General features: G+C 69.4%; 20 protein-coding genes. 11 read left to right on the top strand and 9 right to left on the bottom strand.

All coding sequences use genetic code 11. From position 1 onward, the window contains the following. Positions 1-136: 136 nt before the first annotated feature. The 5 genes from ACFWU6_RS16170 to ACFWU6_RS16190 form a co-directional block, all read right to left on the bottom strand. Positions 137-499 carry a hypothetical protein gene (locus ACFWU6_RS16170; protein ID WP_383981567.1) on the bottom strand — a complete coding sequence of 121 codons (363 nt, stop codon included), beginning with the start codon at positions 497-499 and terminating at the stop codon, positions 137-139. Positions 500-600: 101 nt separating this feature from the next. After that, entirely contained in the window at positions 601-789 is a 189-nt protein-coding gene (locus tag ACFWU6_RS16175) for a DUF5999 family protein (protein WP_383981612.1), read from the bottom strand. 540 nt (positions 790-1,329) lie between these two features. Then, on the bottom strand, positions 1,330-1,671 hold the full coding sequence (locus tag ACFWU6_RS16180) for a hypothetical protein (protein WP_383981569.1): 342 nt from the start codon (positions 1,669-1,671) through the stop codon (positions 1,330-1,332). Continuing rightward, positions 1,668-2,201, bottom strand: a complete 534-nt coding sequence (locus ACFWU6_RS16185; protein ID WP_383981571.1) for a WhiB family transcriptional regulator — start codon at positions 2,199-2,201, stop codon at positions 1,668-1,670. Before ACFWU6_RS16185 ends, ACFWU6_RS16180 begins: the two co-directional genes overlap by 4 nt. A gap of 171 nt (positions 2,202-2,372) precedes the next feature. Next, on the bottom strand, positions 2,373-3,233 hold the full coding sequence (locus tag ACFWU6_RS16190) for a hypothetical protein (RefSeq protein ID WP_383981573.1): 861 nt from the start codon (positions 3,231-3,233) through the stop codon (positions 2,373-2,375). Between the two features lie 378 nt (positions 3,234-3,611). On the opposite strand from ACFWU6_RS16190, the gene ACFWU6_RS16195 reads away from it, so the two are divergent. From ACFWU6_RS16195 to ACFWU6_RS16235, 9 genes are all read left to right on the top strand, one after another. Next, complete coding sequence (locus tag ACFWU6_RS16195; protein ID WP_383981575.1) at positions 3,612-4,526, top strand: sigma-70 family RNA polymerase sigma factor; 915 nt, start codon at positions 3,612-3,614, stop codon at positions 4,524-4,526. A gap of 1 nt (position 4,527) precedes the next feature. Continuing rightward, a complete protein-coding gene (locus ACFWU6_RS16200) occupies positions 4,528-5,871 on the top strand; it encodes a UTRA domain-containing protein (protein WP_383981577.1) in 1,344 nt (447 codons plus the stop codon). 20 nt (positions 5,872-5,891) lie between these two features. Continuing rightward, positions 5,892-6,461, top strand: coding sequence for an AAA family ATPase (locus ACFWU6_RS16205; protein WP_383981614.1), 570 nt, complete (start codon positions 5,892-5,894; stop codon positions 6,459-6,461). Positions 6,462-7,350: 889 nt separating this feature from the next. Continuing rightward, the gene (locus ACFWU6_RS16210) at positions 7,351-9,159 is read left to right on the top strand and encodes a hypothetical protein (RefSeq protein ID WP_383981579.1); all 1,809 of its coding nucleotides are present in this window, start codon (positions 7,351-7,353) and stop codon (positions 9,157-9,159) included. Further along, positions 9,159-9,989 carry a DciA family protein gene (locus ACFWU6_RS16215; RefSeq protein WP_383981581.1) on the top strand — a complete coding sequence of 277 codons (831 nt, stop codon included), beginning with the start codon at positions 9,159-9,161 and terminating at the stop codon, positions 9,987-9,989. Before ACFWU6_RS16210 ends, ACFWU6_RS16215 begins: the two co-directional genes overlap by 1 nt. Positions 9,990-10,098: 109 nt before the next feature. After that, entirely contained in the window at positions 10,099-10,938 is an 840-nt protein-coding gene (locus ACFWU6_RS16220; protein WP_383981583.1) for a hypothetical protein, read from the top strand. 263 nt (positions 10,939-11,201) lie between these two features. Continuing rightward, on the top strand, positions 11,202-11,861 hold the full coding sequence (locus tag ACFWU6_RS16225; protein ID WP_383981585.1) for a hypothetical protein: 660 nt from the start codon (positions 11,202-11,204) through the stop codon (positions 11,859-11,861). A gap of 519 nt (positions 11,862-12,380) precedes the next feature. Further along, the gene (locus ACFWU6_RS16230) at positions 12,381-12,731 is read left to right on the top strand and encodes a hypothetical protein (RefSeq protein ID WP_383981587.1); all 351 of its coding nucleotides are present in this window, start codon (positions 12,381-12,383) and stop codon (positions 12,729-12,731) included. Between the two features lie 172 nt (positions 12,732-12,903). Continuing rightward, the gene (locus ACFWU6_RS16235; RefSeq protein WP_383981589.1) at positions 12,904-13,815 is read left to right on the top strand and encodes an NADP-dependent oxidoreductase; all 912 of its coding nucleotides are present in this window, start codon (positions 12,904-12,906) and stop codon (positions 13,813-13,815) included. Positions 13,816-13,951: 136 nt separating this feature from the next. Here the strand turns inward: ACFWU6_RS16235 and ACFWU6_RS16240 are convergent, their stop codons facing one another. Beyond that, on the bottom strand, positions 13,952-14,278 hold the full coding sequence (locus ACFWU6_RS16240) for an antibiotic biosynthesis monooxygenase family protein (RefSeq protein WP_073921081.1): 327 nt from the start codon (positions 14,276-14,278) through the stop codon (positions 13,952-13,954). A 157-nt stretch (positions 14,279-14,435) separates the two neighbouring features. Between ACFWU6_RS16240 and ACFWU6_RS16245 the strand changes: the two genes are divergently transcribed. Continuing rightward, a complete protein-coding gene (locus ACFWU6_RS16245) occupies positions 14,436-15,032 on the top strand; it encodes a TetR/AcrR family transcriptional regulator (protein ID WP_383981591.1) in 597 nt (198 codons plus the stop codon). A gap of 23 nt (positions 15,033-15,055) precedes the next feature. On the opposite strand, the gene ACFWU6_RS16250 is transcribed toward ACFWU6_RS16245, so the two are convergent. Continuing rightward, positions 15,056-15,370 carry a hypothetical protein gene (locus tag ACFWU6_RS16250; RefSeq protein WP_073921079.1) on the bottom strand — a complete coding sequence of 105 codons (315 nt, stop codon included), beginning with the start codon at positions 15,368-15,370 and terminating at the stop codon, positions 15,056-15,058. 118 nt (positions 15,371-15,488) lie between these two features. On the opposite strand from ACFWU6_RS16250, the gene ACFWU6_RS16255 reads away from it, so the two are divergent. Next, entirely contained in the window at positions 15,489-15,734 is a 246-nt protein-coding gene (locus tag ACFWU6_RS16255; RefSeq protein ID WP_383981594.1) for a hypothetical protein, read from the top strand. A 116-nt stretch (positions 15,735-15,850) separates the two neighbouring features. Here the strand turns inward: ACFWU6_RS16255 and ACFWU6_RS16260 are convergent, their stop codons facing one another. Together ACFWU6_RS16260 and ACFWU6_RS16265 are read right to left on the bottom strand one after the other, a co-directional pair. After that, on the bottom strand, positions 15,851-16,240 hold the full coding sequence (locus ACFWU6_RS16260) for a hypothetical protein (RefSeq protein WP_383981596.1): 390 nt from the start codon (positions 16,238-16,240) through the stop codon (positions 15,851-15,853). Beyond that, entirely contained in the window at positions 16,218-16,541 is a 324-nt protein-coding gene (locus ACFWU6_RS16265; protein ID WP_383981598.1) for a transposase, read from the bottom strand. Before ACFWU6_RS16265 ends, ACFWU6_RS16260 begins: the two co-directional genes overlap by 23 nt. Between the last annotated feature and the right edge of the window lie 4 nt (positions 16,542-16,545).

Here is a 16,545-nt window from a genome sequence, read left to right on the forward strand (position 1 = left end):
CCTCTCTTACTCCGGCGCCTCCGTGCAAGAGGTCACCGCGATCGGCGTCGGGTCGATAAGGTCGTGACCAGGCCCTCCGAACCCCCGGCAGCTTCAATGCCGGGCGTTCGGGGGGCCGTCAGCGTGGAACAGGCGGTCAGCGCTGAGCGGGCAGTTCCGGTCGGCGGTTGGCCGTCGCGGCCTGCTGGGCGAGCCAGGCCATGGCGGCCGCCGTCATGTCGTCGGCCGTGTCGGTGTTCAGCGGGGCGGTGTCGATGTCGCGCATCGCGTCGATGGTTGGCAGCAGCCGCATGTAGTCGGGGCTCACGGCGGTGATCTGGCGGCCCGACGGCAGCGGGGTCAGGTCGTAGGTGGCGCCGCCCACGCAGATCCGCTCGACACGGCAGGCGAAGGTGTGGCCCTCCTGCCCGGTCCAGAACATCTCCGGGTTGCGGTACGGGACGTACTGACCCCGCTTGTAGGTGATCGCGGGGGCGGTGCTCTGGGCGGTGTCGCGCACGGCAACTCCTCGGTCGTAGTGGTCCGGGCTGTCCGGCTCCCCTTCACCGCCCGACCCGGCCGCTGGAGTTCGGCGGCCGGGTCGGGCGGATCAGGCAGCCGTCAGACCGCGGCGAGGGGGCGGTGCGGGGCGATGACCTGGCCGTCGGGAAGCAGTTCACCGGTGTCCTCGAACACCAGAACGGCGTTGCAGAGGAGCGCCCAGCCCTGCTCGGGGTGGGAGGCGATGGTGTGCGCGGCCTCACGGTCGGGGCTATCCGCGGTCGGGCACGTCGGGCGGTGCGTGCACAGGGACTCCGGCATCCGCCGGGCCGTGCCGACGGCGGTCGCGGTATCGAGCGGGGTGCTGTGCTGCATGAGCTCTCCTGACAACGAACGGGCCCGAGACTCTCCCGGACCGAAGGCATGTGAAAGGGCGGCATCCCTGGAGGCGGGCGGCCGGGACCCGGCGGTCCAGGGCTGCGGTCGAGAACCTGGCTTCCGGGCCCACCAGGCGGGAGACCGGGCAATCAGCTCTTGCCGCGCCTGGCGAGGGGCGGGTGGATGTCGGTGACGCGGTGGCCGGCCTCCCAGGCGGCCGCCGCCGTGAGCACGGCGGCCGCCAGGAGCGCCTGGGTGAGGGGGTGGTTCAGGCCGCGCGCGGCGATGGCACGTACCGCGTGATGCTGGGCGGTACGAAAGCGGCCGGTATGTGCAAGCCCTACTCCGTCTCGGGTTGCGGCTGCGGCGGCGCCCCGCAGGTGCAGGGATCGTGCCGGACCGACTGATAGGGCTTGCCGTCCGCACCGGTGGAGTTCACGGTGACCAGGGTCGGCGGGTGGCCGCAGCTGCTCACCGGACCGCGCCCGTCACACTCGACGGCGCGTGGACGGCGGCGTTCTGGCCGCACCGGCAGGTCCAGTAGCCGCACAGGCCGCAGGCGTCATTCGCGTCGCGGAGCGGCACGTTGAAGCTGAGCAGCGGGGGCCGGATGTAGCCGGGCGCCATCTCGGCGAGCGTGCGCCGGGCCCGACGCCCGTCGGGGATCCGGGCGTCGTCCCGCTCGGCCATCGTGAGCAGCAGAGTGCCGACCTGGTGGAGAGAGTCGGTCTCGTCCCGCTCGTAGCCGCGGGAGTCGTCCTCGCGGCGGATGTCGTCGATCTTCCCGGCGCGGACGGTCAGAATGGTGGTCATGCCGCGACCCCCCAACCGGTCCGGGCGCGACGGGCGGTTCGCACTGCAGCCAGCTTGGCGGCGAGCTCGGTGATCCGCTCGTTCTGCTGCCCCAGGAGTACGGCCTGGTGCGGCATGCCACCGCTCCTGGTCGGCATGCTGCGGGCCTCGCGGTTCAGCTTCACGGCGAGGTCCGTAGGCTTGTTCCACTCCTGGTCGCTGGCCTCGTCGGCGGTGATCGCGGCAACCAGGCGCTGGGCCTGGAGCTCGCGGAGGGCGACCAGCTCGTAGCCGGAACGGCCGCCGCGGACCAGATCGTCGACGCGGCTGTTGCCGTCGCCGTCGCGCAAGGCCAGCTCCTCGCAGGCCGCCCGTACTGGGCAACCGTGGCAGAAGCCGATCGCCTCGGCGCGCTGCGCCTGCCAGGTGACCGGCGGCTCGCCGTCCGCCCGGAAGAAGAGGTCGGGGTCGGCCTTCGTGCAGCGGGCGCCGGCGTCGATCGTGGCCTGGAGTACCGGGCGCCGCATCCGGCGGGCCTGAGTTGATGTCATCCTGTGCATTGCGTCTTCCCTTTCTGGAGGGTGACTGCAGAGACGAACCCCCGGGATTAGGCCCCCGGGGGTTCGTCGTTTTCTGCGCTGCTGTACGAGCAGCCACGGCCCCGGCCGCCCCCTCTTGAAACGGGGCGGCCGGGGCCGTGGTCGTTCGTCCGGGCCGACTAGTCAGGCGGCGAGTGAGGACCTGTGGCAGCGGGCGGAGTACACGGCGGTGGTCTCGTCCGGGGCCGGGGCGGGCAGTGCGGCCGTGACCGCAGCCACCAGGGCGGTGTGCGTGGGCCGGTCTGCCGGGGTCAGGGGGCGGCGCCAGATCGTGGCCAGGTGCGTGTAGGCGGCGCGGGTGAGGTGCTCCGCGAGGGCGTCGCTCGCGCACCCGTCCTGGTCGGCGTCGGCCAGGGCGCGGAGGATGCCGGTGGCCAGGGCGCGGACGGAGCGGCGGTCCCCGGCGGTCTGAGGGGTCATGGCCAGCGGAGCGCCGGCGGGTCCGTCGACGGCCAGGCCGCAGGTGGTGGGGATCGCGGCGGTGGGCACCATGCGGGCGGCGTCGGCCCGGCGGGCGGCGGGCACAGCGCGCTCCCACTGGGCTCGCCGGTCGACGGGGCGCGCCTGGGGCCGGCTGGCCTTGAGGGTCTGGACGGTGGCGCGGCGGTTGCGGGTGAGGTCGGCTGCGAAGCGTTCCTCGCGCGCCCAGTCCCTGTACTGGCGGCGCCAGGCGCAGTCGGTGATGTCCACGTCGACAAGGCGGTTGCTGGAGCTGCAGCGGATCGCGGCGTCGACGCCGGCCTTCCCCGTGTGGTGCGGGACCGTCTTGAGCAGGTAGGTGCCGCGGTGGGGGGTGACGGCCACCCAGGTGCCGCAGTCGGGGCACACGAGCGAGATGCGGCGGGTCTGCGTGGTTTCCACGGTCCGCATGTCGATGTGTCCGGGCGACAGGGTCGACAGGGTGATCGCGTTGAGGGGGCTGACGCGGGAGGTACGGGTGCGGCCCTTGCGCTTAGCGGCCTTGGGCATGGCGAGCTCAGGCATGGCGACTCCTCGGCGGGAAGAAAGAAGGAGGGGTGTGCGCGGGACGGATGCTCTCTCCGCCCACCAGGCCCCCGAGCCAACGGCTCGAATCCCGGCGGACAGACAGCGCCAGCGCTGAGGTCGTGCACGCAGTCCTGCCGACCGGGGGGTTTGATCGTGCTACCGCCTCCGACCACCTGCCCGCCTCCGAAGAGACGAGCCGCAGAAACTGCGGTGGTGCTGGGCGCTTGACAAGCAGATATAGCGAACGCAACCAAGCGATTTAGCGCCCTAAACCGCTCGACTACCGAAACCATAGGTCTCGCCACGGCGCGCGTCAACCACCTTGAACCCATGAGGTTTAATGGGGTAAACATGACCCTACGAAGGGAGGCACGTATGGAAGCGCACGATGTAGCTCCAGCCGCGCTGAGAGACCAGCTTGATACGGCTTTCGACGTCGCCTTGTCCCAGCTGAAGGAGCTCCCCGACCCTCTGGAGCGCGCGAAAGTCGCACATGGTCTCGCTGGCCGTGTACAGGACTACGGCAACGAGTTTCAGGCGGTCCGCAACGAGGCGATGAACGAGACGCTGCGTGTGGGCCGGTTGAACAGCACTCAGCTGGCGTCCGAACTCGGCATCAGCAAGGGACGCGTAAGCCAACTCGCCAAGGGAGCTCCGCCGGAGAGGCTCTTCCTCGGCTCGGGCAAGGTCATCGTGGCGCTGGCCGAGAAGCTGGAAGACGGCAACGACAAGGATGGCAAGAAGAAAGCCATCCAGGGCCCCGTGATCGCCACTGAGGACGTCCAGACCTACGAACGTCTGCGGGAGCTGGCCGAAGAGGTCGGGTTGGAAGTCAGCTTCGAGCGGATCCCACTCGGCGGCAACGTCCGGCTCAACCGCAACAACCTCGTGGTCATCTGCGGCCCTCGGCTGTCGCCCCTCATCGAACAGATCCTTGAAGGGGATCCCCACCTGCGGTTCGGCAAGGATGATGACGGCTGGTACCTCACCGACCGCAACACCGGCCAGATCTACCGCTCACCGATGGACCGGGGCGAGAACAGCGACATCGCATACTTCGGCCGGCTCCCGCGCCCCGACGGCAAGGGAACCTTCCTTTATGTCGCCGGCATCCACGCGCGCGGCTCCGGTGGCGTCGTTCACTGGCTCAACCAGGAGCTGGCCACCGTGCACCGCGAGCTCAAGGCGCGACGGTTCTCAACCCTCATCTCCAGCCGCTTTGACCCGGAGACCCTCGAGATCGTCGCGAGCGAGCAAATCACGCCGTTCTACCGCCCGGAAGGGGCCTGACGTGCAGGTATCCATGGCTTCGACCCAAGGAGTGGGCACCGCGAACGAGGACACTGTCCACGTCAGCCCTACCGGGGTCGTCGTGCTGGACGGCCTGTCCGCGCCCAAGGACCTGCCCATGGGGTGCGTCCACGGCACCCCATGGTTCGTGCGGCAGCTAGGCACATGCTTGATCAACCTGATCGGCGACGACGCGGTGTCGCTGCGCGAGGCGCTGCGAAGCGCAATCTCCGAGGTCAATGACCTCCATCGTGACACCTGCGCGTTGGACCAGGAAGCCGTCCCGGCATCGACCGTCGTGATGATCCGTGAGCGGGGGGACGTCCTCGACTACCTCGTGCTCTCCGACAACGTGCTAGTGCTTGACCTCGGCGACGAGGGCATCCGGACCATCACCGACAAGCGAGTCGAAGCGGTGGCCGGCGCGGAGATGAAGGCCGCGCTCCAAGGGCCGACGGGTACTCCCGAGCACGCCGCTCGTGTCTCCGCGCTCGTCACCGTCCAACGGCATCTCCGGAACCGGCCTGGCGGTTACTGGGTCGCGGCAACCGACCCGGCTGCGGCTGACGAAGCAATTACCGGGAGCGTTGACCTTGCCCAGGTCCGTCAGGCCGCTCTACTCACGGACGGCGCGAGTCGACTCGTTGACAGCTTCGGCGCTTTGAGCTGGGAGGAACTCCTCGATCTGCTGCGCGTCGAGGGGCCGGCAGCCCTGATCGCGCGCACTCGGGAAGTCGAGCTTGCTGACCCGGCGGGCGAGCGCTGGCCGCGGTTCAAGCGATCCGATGACGCGACCGCCGCGTACGCGCGCATCGGTCAGCCCATGTCGCTCTCCTCTGGAGGCCAGCGCCTGGAACGCGGGCGCCGTACTGGTTCTTCATGGGGTGCGGGAGAACGCTCCGACGGACACACCGCCGCCGTCGTCTCTGCCCCGCAGAACGTTGCTGCGGCTCTGGGGGTGGAAGCTGGCGACGACGTCATCCGGCGAACCCGCGTCTACCGTGACCGGCACGGCGTCGTTGCACACTCGACCTCGTGGATCCAGCTCGAGTTCGCCCAGGCCGTGCCCGCGCTCCTCCGCAACGAACGCCTGATCGGCGGCACGTCCCTCGACCTCATCGCCCAGGAAACAGGTCGGCAGGCTGTGAAGCGTACGGACGAAACCACGGCCCGCATCGCCACCGCCGAGGACGCCCAGCTCTTGGAGCTCCAGCCCGGTACGAACGAAGCGATCCTCGTCCTATCCGCTCGGTTCGTCGACCGCGAAGGCCGGCCTCTGGAGTACGGCGTGGATCTGGGCGCTCCCGGCCGTACTCGCGTCGAAACGGCGGACATGACGTGCTGACCTCGACTTGTACCTCGGCCATGGGCGGAGACGTGCCGCGCAAGTCACGTGTCGTTCTGATGGCGGGGATGCCGGGCGCCGGTAAGACGACGTTGGCAAGAGCCCTCGTAGCCGCGGGATTCACACGGCTGTGTCCTGATGAAGAGATGTTCCGTCGCTACGGCCGGTACGGCGTCGACTTCCCCAGGGGACAATTCCGAGTTCGGGAAGCTCCCGTCCTTGAAGATGTCGCTGGTGAACTCCGAGGACTGGTTGAGGCCGGTGATGACGTCGTGGTCGACCACGGCTTCTGGACACCGGAAGAGCGGGCCGAATGGCAGGCTCTAGTCGCAAGGGCCGGTGGCGTCCCCACCCTGGTGTACCTGCCGGTGCCGCATGAAGTGCGATGGTCACGAATCCGCGAGCGGAACCAGCTCGCTGATGTCGACGCCAACTCCATCGAGTTCAGCGAGCAAGACCTGTTGCGCTTCGCCACGCGCTTCCATCCTCCGACTGAGGCTGAGCCGCATGTTGTATATGACGAGCGACCCGAAGCCCTGCTTGCCCAGCTCCGCTACGGCCTGCCTTCCGCGAAGGAGGACCGACAGTGACCTGCCTTCTCCACCGCGCAACTAGGCCGTTTACAGCCGTGATCGATTCCACCCTTCAGGTGTGCGGGCACACCGACTCCGCCTCTGTTCTTGAGGGGGTCGGCGTGACGTAACCGCCATGGCCGCGTCGCCTCGGCGGACTAACCATCCGCTTCGGCCTCGCTGGCCTCGTCCTGACCGGATTCACGTCCAGGTCAACGCTCAGTCCCGGTTGCCTCCGGTCCTGAGCTGCGGCTCACCGAGCCGCTCGTTTTACGTCGGCCCCTAACCAGGGCCATCCACACCCGGCCACTTACCACGGCCACCACAGCTGTAGCAGTGCCGCCCGCTTCGCCGGAGGCCCCCACCACAGGGGCTTTCGCGCTCCGCAGGCAACCAAGAGGGGGGAGAAATCTCCCCCCGCCCGATCGGTGTCTGCCCCGCTTCTCACGAAGGGGGGCTCACCCGTCACATCCACACACCTGGTGGGCCAGCCCCGAGGGGCGCGGCTGTCCAGCTATATGGAGAGCAGGTCGTTTCTCATAGTGCACGACGTGGTGTCCCCTTGTCAGCTCGGCCCTGTCCGTTTCACCCCGGTTCGACCTCGTCGGGCTTCCCATGTGACGGGATCGGCGTCCTGTTCCCCCCGGTATGTGCGGTTCGTACCGGAAATTGGATTTCCCGTAGGAACCGGCAAGCTCGCGGTCTCCGGAGACGCCCTGGAGGGCGCCCTGGTGGCCGAAGCCGTCGTGGTGATCCCGAGTTCCGTCCCGTGGTGCGGGACGGGATCCAAGATTTCTGCCCGCAGGGCAGGAGGGGCCGGGGCTCCTGCTGCTGCGCGTCCCTTGTCCACAGGGGTCCTGCGTAAGGCTGCCGGGATGATCTACATCTCGCACCTTCGGGTGGACCAGTGAACGCCGTGGCGGCGTCGGCCGCTGTGATGATCCCCGCCCCGCGCTCGTCGACCTCTTCTGCCGTGGCCGAGGCCGTACCGGTGCGTCGGCAGCGGGTGCGGGTCCCGATGCGGCTGGTGTCGTTGCCGTTCTACTCGGACGTCGCGCTGTCCGTGTACATGAAGGTGGCGGCGCTGGCGGCCCGGCCGGAGGGGTGTGACGCGCGGTCGGTGAGGATCGCCTCGTACCTGGGGCTGTCGGTGGCGTCGGTGGAGCGCGGGATGAAGGAGCTGACCCGTCCGGGGCCGGACGGGGTCGTGGAGCTGCGGTCGGTCCGTCGGACCCTGCCCGGCGGGAAGGGCCAGTCCGCGCTGCGGACGGTGCGGCAGGTGACGCGGACGGAGAAGTTCGTGTGGCTGCCGGTGGCGGCTTCGGAGGACCTCACGCCCCGGCAACTGCGCGCGTACGCGGTCATCGTGTTCGCGGAGAGGATGGGCATCGCGCTGACCGAGGGGGAGCTGGCGGGATACCTGCGCCACCGCTCGGGCAGGAAGGCCGGCCAGCCCATCACGGCGGCGGCGGCCGGTGAGGTCGTCGACGGTGTGGAGGCGGCGCGATGGGTGACGGTGCAGCGGCGTGCGGGCGCGCAGGGCCGTCACCGCTACATCGCTCACGACATCGCCCCCGAGGCCGTCGTGAGCGGCGGCGAGCCGGTCGCGGACTCGGTGCTGAAGGAGGTCCAGGAGGGCGCGGAGCAGCCTGTGGAAGGTGTGGCTGACGGGACAGCATGTCTGTTGGTTAGTGAGGGATCGGGTGTGCGGGTTGGTGAGGGGTCCCTCGCGAATAAGGAACTACCTAAGACTGACTCACCTGATGACGAGCGTGCACTCATCTCACCCGCCGTAGGCGAGGTACAGGTAGTTGAGGGCGCTGAGGCTGTGGAAGACCCGGCTGACGCTGCGGCGCGTTCAGAAGGCGAGGGTGATGTCGCGCTGCGCGCGGGTGAGATCAGCCAGCCCTCCTCGAAGCCGAACGGCGAAATGCGCCGCAGCACGAGCGGGGCGCCTGTCGGATCGTCGTACTCCGGACCGCAGCTGTCCATGAGCCCAGAGATCTACTCCGTGCTGGAACCGGTCCACGTGCTGCTGGAACGCGTCACCAGTGCCTTCGTCGTCCGGAAGATCGCCCGAGAGATTGGTCGCCAGCTGCGCGAGGGCACGGCCGCCGACCGTCTCCAGCACCGGCTGGTGGCCCGCCTGGCCCCGGTGGCGCTCTCTGACATCCGCGACCCGGGCCGGTGGCTGCTCGGGGTGGCCCTGCCCCGCTGGGGTTGCGGCTACCAGGACTGCGAGGCCGGCATCATCTGGCGGACCGGCGCGGTCTGCGAGCTGTGCGCCGAGACGATCCAGGACCGGTTCACCGCCCGCCAGCGCGAGCAACGCCTGGAGCAGGGCCTGTGCCCCCAGCACGGCGCCCGCCCTGGCCCGTCCGGGCGTTGCGCCGACTGCGAGCTGGGTGCAGCGCTCCGGCGCTCCGCACGGGTCCCGGCGCCCCGGGAGCCCGAAGGCCCGCCTCGCTCCTCGTGCGGTAGCTGCGGATGCGTGATCTTCCTGACTGGCCGGGCCGTCGACACTGGCCTGTGCAGGCTCTGTCGCGAAGAGGCCGACGCCCTGGCCGCCGTCGAACCCGCGCCTCCCGCTGCGCCGTCGGTGCCGGGGACCTGCTCCGGCCGTGACGGTGAGACGCCCTGCACCCGCAGGGCCCTGCCGACCCGCAGCGTCTGCCTCACCCACCGCTCCCAGGAGCTCGCCGGGGAGGTGGCGTGATGAGCCATACACCCCAGCCCAGCGGCGTGGACCTGGCCCGCGTCGCACTGCGGGCGGCGCGGGAGGCCGCAAAGAAGAACGGCGCCCGCACGGCGAAGAGCAAGCCGCGGGTGACCCGGACGGTCCGGCGCGACGGCCGTGCCCCCATGAGCCTCGGCGAGGCGTTCACCGCGCTCCTGGCCGAACGCGGCTGGGACATCCCGGCGGCCGGCGCCGGCCTGTGCGAACGGTGGGCGGCCCTCGCCCCCGACCTCGCCGACCACGTCGCGGCGGTGGGCTACGACGCCGAGCGCGGAGAGCTGACGCTGCGCCCGGACTCCACGGCCTGGGCGACGAAGGCCCGCCTGGAGGCGCCACGGATCATCGCCGACGCCAACCGGTCCGCGCGCACCGACGCGGTCCGTACGATCCGCGTGCTGTCACCCGGCCCTCTGCCCGCGCCCAGCGCGGCCGCCGACCCGGACCCAGTGAGGACCCCGGTTCCACAGGGGCCGGTGCGTACTCGGGAGACGGCGACGGCCGGCTACCACCGCGCATTCGAAGCCCACCAGCAGGTTCACACCCAGCGGCAGCCCGACCCGGCCATCGCGGCCGCGGTGGAGCGGCAGAACCGGGTCCTCCGGGAGGCGAGCCGCCGTGCGTTCCCGGAGTCGGAGGCGGTCCGTGACGATCAGCCGGCACCGATCGATGCCGCCCTTGCTCAGCGGCGCCGTGACGCCGAGGCTGTCCGGCAAAGTGCGCTGCACCGGGCTCGAGCCGAGAGGGCCGGACTTGCCCAGCTGCCCGTCCGGATCCAGACCACGCCTCATCCGCTGGAGCAGACCGGATGAGTAGCTGGTCCGTGAAGGAGGGTGCCAAGGGGCAGAATGTGCTGCCCTGGATATCCGGCTCTCGGGGTGGTCAACCAAAGAGAGCCCGTCGGACGATGGAGTCGGTGGGATGTCGAAGAAGCGCCGCACAAAGCAGGGTTCCTCCGCAAAGAAGCCCCGCCCGGTCGTCAAAACGCCAGCGGGCAGGACGGCGGCCGTACACATTCCTGAGCAGTTCGCCCCGGCGACCGTGTACCGATGGGACGACGTTGACCTGAGCGGCGACGAGTCCAGTGGAGGGGTCGCGGTCGATTTCAAGTTCCGCGGAGCCGTCCTGCCCGGGGTACGCGTGTCGTTCGGTGACCTGTTTGCGAAAGAGCGCCGGCGGGAGATCTCTGCAGGGTGGGGGTACTCAGTAGAACTCCCCGCTATCCTCGACCTCCTGGAGCACGTTGAGCAAGGTGCCGTGGAAGCGGGCGCGGCCCGATCCCTGCTTCTCGAAGCCGCCGAGAAGCTGTACGGCCCCTTCGGCTGCAGGGCGTTCGAGGACCCTGCCAAGGTCCGGGCCGATTGCCAGGCAGCCGGCGGGTGTGCCCTGTGTGAAGAGCGTCGCTCGTGGTTCGAGGAGCTGCTTGACCAGTCGGACGTCCTGTGGGAACGCCTTCAGCAGCCGGAGGTGTACCCCTTCGCTGCCGGACGCCGAGGTATTCACGACACCACGTGCTCTGTGGTCAAGCGGGAAACCCCGGACAACTACGCCCGCCCGGCCGGTGAGGCGTACACGCAGGCACTGCACCTCTACAGCCACACCGTCGTCCCATACGACCGCGACATCTTCGAAGGTGCCCGCTTCTACCCCTCTTTCACGGCGATGACCCCGGAGGAGGCCAGGACATGGATCGCCGACCGCACCGGCCCCAAGGGCGGCCGAAATTACGCCCGCTGCCAACGGTGCGCCCCAGCTCTGTAACCCTCTGATTGCCCACCGTCGCGAGCGCGGTCCGGCCGCGCGGCAGCAGGAGCTACCCCGTGGGCTGCTGCCCTTGTGGGAACTACACGGTCCGGAACCCGGCCGCGGGCGAATCGATCCGCCCAGCAGGGACACCGAAGGAGGCTGCGGCCCGGCGGCGGGCCCCGAGCCGAACGGGCACAGCGCGCCAGGTCGACATTCCTGTTGCCGGAGGCTGCACCGCTACCGTGGACCGGCATCCTCTCGGAAGGAGTGCCACACCAATGACATGGGAGCTGCAAACGCTGTGGCGAGAGGTGACCGGCGACGCAGCCGACTGGGTGCGCCCAAGCCATATCGACAGCCAGCGCCGTCTGCATGTGGACTGCATGGCCCCCGCCTGGGCAACGGCAACGAAGATCACCGGGAAGAGCTGGATTGAACGGTGGAATTCCGAACACCCTTCGTTGCCGATCTCAGGACTCGTCACCGCCACGGCGGTCCGTGTGCTAGTTATCGGCCCGGACAAATGGACGCATGTCGAGGCTCTGATCGAAGCCCTTGAACACGTCAAGCAACGGGCCCGCCAGCTTCACGGACAGGCCCCGCTGGTTTTCGTCTACAGCCGCCTCGACCCGGCCGGCCGTCATGCGGGCGTCTGGGCACGGACACACCGTCTGCACACCCACGACCACGCGTGCAACTGGGAAGTATGCGTTCCCGAATGCCCGTCGGAGGATCCTGAACACCGTCTCCGCCGTGCGGACGGGGGTACCTTCTGTCGAACCGCCGGACGCCGCCAGAACCAGCACCTGATCGACATCGGTGCCGAACTGGTCATTGCGTGTCTTCCCTCGAAGATGCCCAGCCGACTCCTGGCGAACCTCCAGCACGCGTCCGACAAGGGCATTCCTATCTGGCGTGTCCACGAACCCGCAGGCTGATACCAGCCATCGTGCACGGCACGGCGCCGAGAGTTCGCCGCCCGCCCAGACAGCGGCTCTGCTTCGGGCACGAGCCGGACTTGCCCAGCTACCCACCGAGGTCCAGCCGGCGACTCGCCCGCTGGATCAGAGGGCTGAGCCGCCGGTCGGTGAAGGCGGGTGCACGGAGGCAAATGTGCTGCCCTGGGTATCTGGCCATCGGGATGATCAAGCACCGAGGACCGGTCTGGCGAGGAATCGGTCTCGTGCGCCGCTTACACGGCGACCTCTTCCGGGGGAAGCCCATGCTCGTCAGGGCGCCCGCGCCCATGAAGGCCGGCCGTCCTGGCAGCGGTTACCGACCCGGTCCGGCATTCGGCCGTCCCCACCGGGCCGGTGGAGCGCTGGCCCGGGAACCGCGCCGCGGCCTCGCCAACTGTCCGCCACCTAACGGTCGGGGTCTCAGACGTCAGCGCGCAGGGACGGCCGCCGCTGATGGCCGTCCCTTATCCACAGGGGCGCCGTGGCCTCCTTGGTGGCATGAGTGATCACGAGCAGCAGCAGCCGGTCCCGCGCCGCGGCAAGGTCCTGGAGGCCCTCGCGCGGGCGGAGCGGAAGGTGTTCACTCGGCCCGCGCCGAAGTCCGCCAATGCACAGGTGAAATTCCTCCTCACGCGGATGACGGGGTCAGCGAGGAGCCTGGCGGAGCGTCTGGGCACCTCGACCCGCACGATCGAGCGCTACCGTGCCGGGAAGCTGAAGAAGCCGCAGAAGCGGTGGACCGGCTCGAGGCCCGCGGCTTCGTTGAGCGGGTCGGCGCGCGAGGTGTGTGGATCAACCCCGTGGCGGTCCGCGTCGTGGAGCGCCGGGACCTGCCCGCCCGCCTGCTGATGCAGTGGAACGCGGACAGAGCCACCTGGGCAGGCGCGCCGATGCCCACCTTTCCTTCCGCCTGACCCCGATGAGGGGGCCCGGCCCGGCGCGGCCTCGACGTGGCTCGACAATCATACGTCCTGTATGTTTAACTACAGATCGTCTTATTTTGTTTCTCTGGGAGGTTCTCATGCCGTCAGCCATCACGTACACGCGCTTCGGCGGCCCGGAGGTGCTCACCTTCTCCGAGGTCGACATGCCGCAGCCTGCCGCGCACGAGGTCCGGGTCCGGGTCCGGGCGGCGGCGGTGAACCCGCTGGACAACAAGATCCGCCGCGGCGAGCTGGCCGGGGTGTTCCCGGCCGAGTTCCCGATCACCCCGGGAATGGATGTGGCCGGTGTCGTGGACGCCGTCGGGGACGCGGTGAGCGGCATTGCCCTGGGTGATGAGGTCTTGGGTGTGGCCACGGGCGGGGCGTATGTGCAGTACGCACTGCTGGGCGGGCCGGTCGTCAAGCCGCAGGGGCTGTCGTGGGAGGTGGCGGCCGCGCTTGCGACCGTCGGGGAGACTGCCTTCCGCGCCCTGAAGCACCTCGACGTGCGCGGCGGTCAGACGCTGTTGATCCATGGCGCCGCGGGCAGTGTGGGCGCGATTGCCGTCCAGCTCGCCGTCGCCCGCGGCGTCACCGTGATCGGCACGGCTGGGGCGGCCGACCTGGAGCGGGTCACCGGGCTCGGCGCCACCGCCGTGCTCTATGGCGACGGCATGGTCGAGCGGGTGCGCGCCGCGGCGCCGCAGGGGATTGACGCGGTGCTCGACACCTCCGGTGCGGGCGTGCTGCCCCAGTCCATCGAACTGGCCGGTGGTCCGGAGCGCGTTATCACCCTCGCCGACATGAGCGCCGCCCAGTACGGCGTGCGCTTCACCGGGATGGATCCCTCCGACCGTGCTCCCGAAGCGCTGCCGGAACTGGCCGAGCTGGCCGCCGCCGGCAAGCTCACTGTCCCGATCTGGCGTACCTACCCGCTTGCCGAAGCGGCCCGGGCGCACGCCGACATCGACACCCGCCGAAACCGCGGGAAGATCGTTCTTCTCCCCTGAGGCGGGATCCGGCTGGCGGCGGGGCCGCACAGAGACTGCTCTGTGCGGCCCATCGTTGTACCGCGTATCCCGTGAGGGGCGGCAGCCTCCCGCGGCTCGTCCCGGGGGCGGGCTGCCGGCAAACGGCCGCGCCGTCTCAGGGAGCGAGGCGCTCTGACTGGAAGGCGATCCGGTAGGTGTGGCTCTCCTGGTCGAAGCGCATGATGTCACCGCGCCGGTTCATGGCGTCGGGGTTTGCCCGGAAGGCTTCGAGGGCGTCTCGGTTCTCCCACTGGGCGTAGTTGATGATGCGTGTGCCGTCATCGCTGACGTGCACGGTGGAGGAGACGAAGCCCGGCTGGTGGCGCACCACGTCCTGGACGAACGTGCGGATGGCTTCCAGCAGGGCCGGCTGATCGGAGGCCTCGAGAGTGAACACGATCATGACCGTGAGCGTGTCGGCGTCTTTGTCGATCGTGATCATTGGGTTTCCTTCGGTTCGCGGGAGCGCGCATGGCGCATCGGCGGGGGTGATGCACCGGAGGGACCCAGCTCGAGATACCGGAGGCGGGAGACCCGGAGCGAACACCCGTAGTTATAGAACGAGTCGTATGATAGCGATGGGCTTGTATGATTCACTCATGACTGACGAAGTCGGCGCTGCCGCCAGAACCGACCCCCGCATCGAGCGGACCCGGGCCCACGTGCTCGGCCATGCCCGCGAACTGCTCACCACCCGAGGCCCCGACGCGGTCACTTACACCGAACTGGCCGCCCGGGCGCGCGTCACGCGCCAGACCCTCTACCGGCACTGGCCCAGCCGCGAGCGCCTGTTCATGGACCTGCTCCTTGAGGGCCCGCCCACCGAGTACCCCGACGGTTCCGGCACCCCGCAGCAGATCGTCGCCGCCTTCCTGCGCAGCCTGCGCGCCGGCATGGAGGCCCAGGCGAACGCGAGCGCACTGATGATGCTCGCCGCCCAGGCCGACCACGACCCCCAAAGCGACCAGGCATTGAACCGCCTGGTCACCAACCGCCGCGACGCCCTCAGCCAACTCCTGGCACCGTTCGGGGTGAGCGTGGACGCCGACGAGTACGCCCGCCTGTGCGGACCCGTACTCTTCCGGCGCTTCATCTCCCGCGAACCCGTAACCGACCAGTTCATCGAAGATCTCGCCGCCACGTTCACCTCCAGCAGCGCACCCGTCGGCCCGCAACGCAAGGAGCACCGGACCTGACCAGGCGCTTTATGCCCTGCGGCCTACTGCGCCGGAGGGATGAAGAGTTCCCACGTTTCAATCCGGGCACTGTCAGGGTCCATGGCGCCCAGGTACGCCTCGGTGATTTCCCCCGCGTCAGCGAACGCGGCCTGGGAGTTCTCCGAATCCTGCACCGTCTCCCAGTCCACCGAGATCATCCACGTGCCGTCAGGTGAGCGGAGCGTACGACGACTGCCCGGCAGATAGCCGGGCTGAGTCGGCTGGAACTCCCGGTCCATCCGAAATGCCGCAGCCAGGAAATCTTCAGTCCGCACCCCTTCCCTCAGCCGGAAGGTGACAACCTCGGTAAACGGCATAGGTGGACCCTTCCCTGACACACAGCACGAAACGGGTGACCCCACCACACTCGCCCACCCCACCGGCCAACGCCCGACAGGCAATACCAAACGGGCTACACGCCTATTCCTCGTCTGAGTGCAGAAGACCGCCCCGACCGCGATGTCCACGTCCTTCCCCGCACTCACCCAGGCTGTCCCACCCGAGGTGCACGCCCCGGAGGACGACCCGGTTCGCCTGGCCTGGTACGAGGAGCAGTTCACGCTCTATAGGGCCTCGGTCTCCCTCTGGCAGAAGAACCTGGTGCGGGTCGTCCACCCGGCGAACGGTGAGCGCCCCGACCTGGTCGAGGCCACGGACGAAGGGCGCGCTGCGCTGGCCTGACGCGAGCGATCAACGTTCGAAACAGCCCGGGCAGTCGCCACTCGGCCGCACCCGAACAGCCCGCGAGCCCCGGACCGACGCGGTCCGGGGCTCGCTCGCATAGCCGGGCAGGGAGGTCAGCGCGCAGGCACCGGCAGGACGCCCCGGATGACCAGATGCCGCCCGTACGGGGTGGCCATTGGCTCCATCTGGACACCGGTGCGCAGCGGCTTCACCGAGAACTTGAAGCCCTTGAGCGGGCCGTGGCAGATGATCCCGGCCGGGGTGGGGATGCCGATGCCGTCGGGGGAGAGGGTGAAGCCGAGCTTCGCGAAGGTGCCGTCGGAGTCCTGGTGGACCTTGCGTATCCGGGCCGCGATCTGGGCTTCGACGGTCTGCCGGGCCGCTCTCGCGGCTGCGGTGCGGCGCCAGTAGTAGAAGCTCGAGCGGGCCAGGCCGAGGATGTCGCAGAGCCGCTTCACGCCGTGTCGGCGCTGGTGATCGTCAACGAACTGGCAGCGGTTCACCAGCGCGTCTCCGTCGCGAAATACCGGGCCGCCTTGCGGAGGATGTCGCGTTCTTCCTCGAGCTCGCGGATCCTCTTGCGGGCGGCGGCCAGCTCTGCCTGAACGGCGTCGTCGCGGCCCGCGAGGCGCTCGGCGGTGCGGAGTGGGCGCCGGGCCGGCGGCCGTCGGCGGCTCGGATCCAGTTCCGCAGCGTTTCGGTGTTCACCCCGAGGTCGGCGGCGACGGACTTGATCGTCGCTCCGGGCCTCGACCGGTACAACGCGACCGCGTCCGCCTTGAACTCGGCGGGGTAATGCTTCATCCCC

Origin of the sequence: Streptomyces sp. NPDC058674 (assembly GCF_042716505.1) — a bacterium.
Lineage (GTDB): Bacteria > Actinomycetota > Actinomycetes > Streptomycetales > Streptomycetaceae > Streptomyces.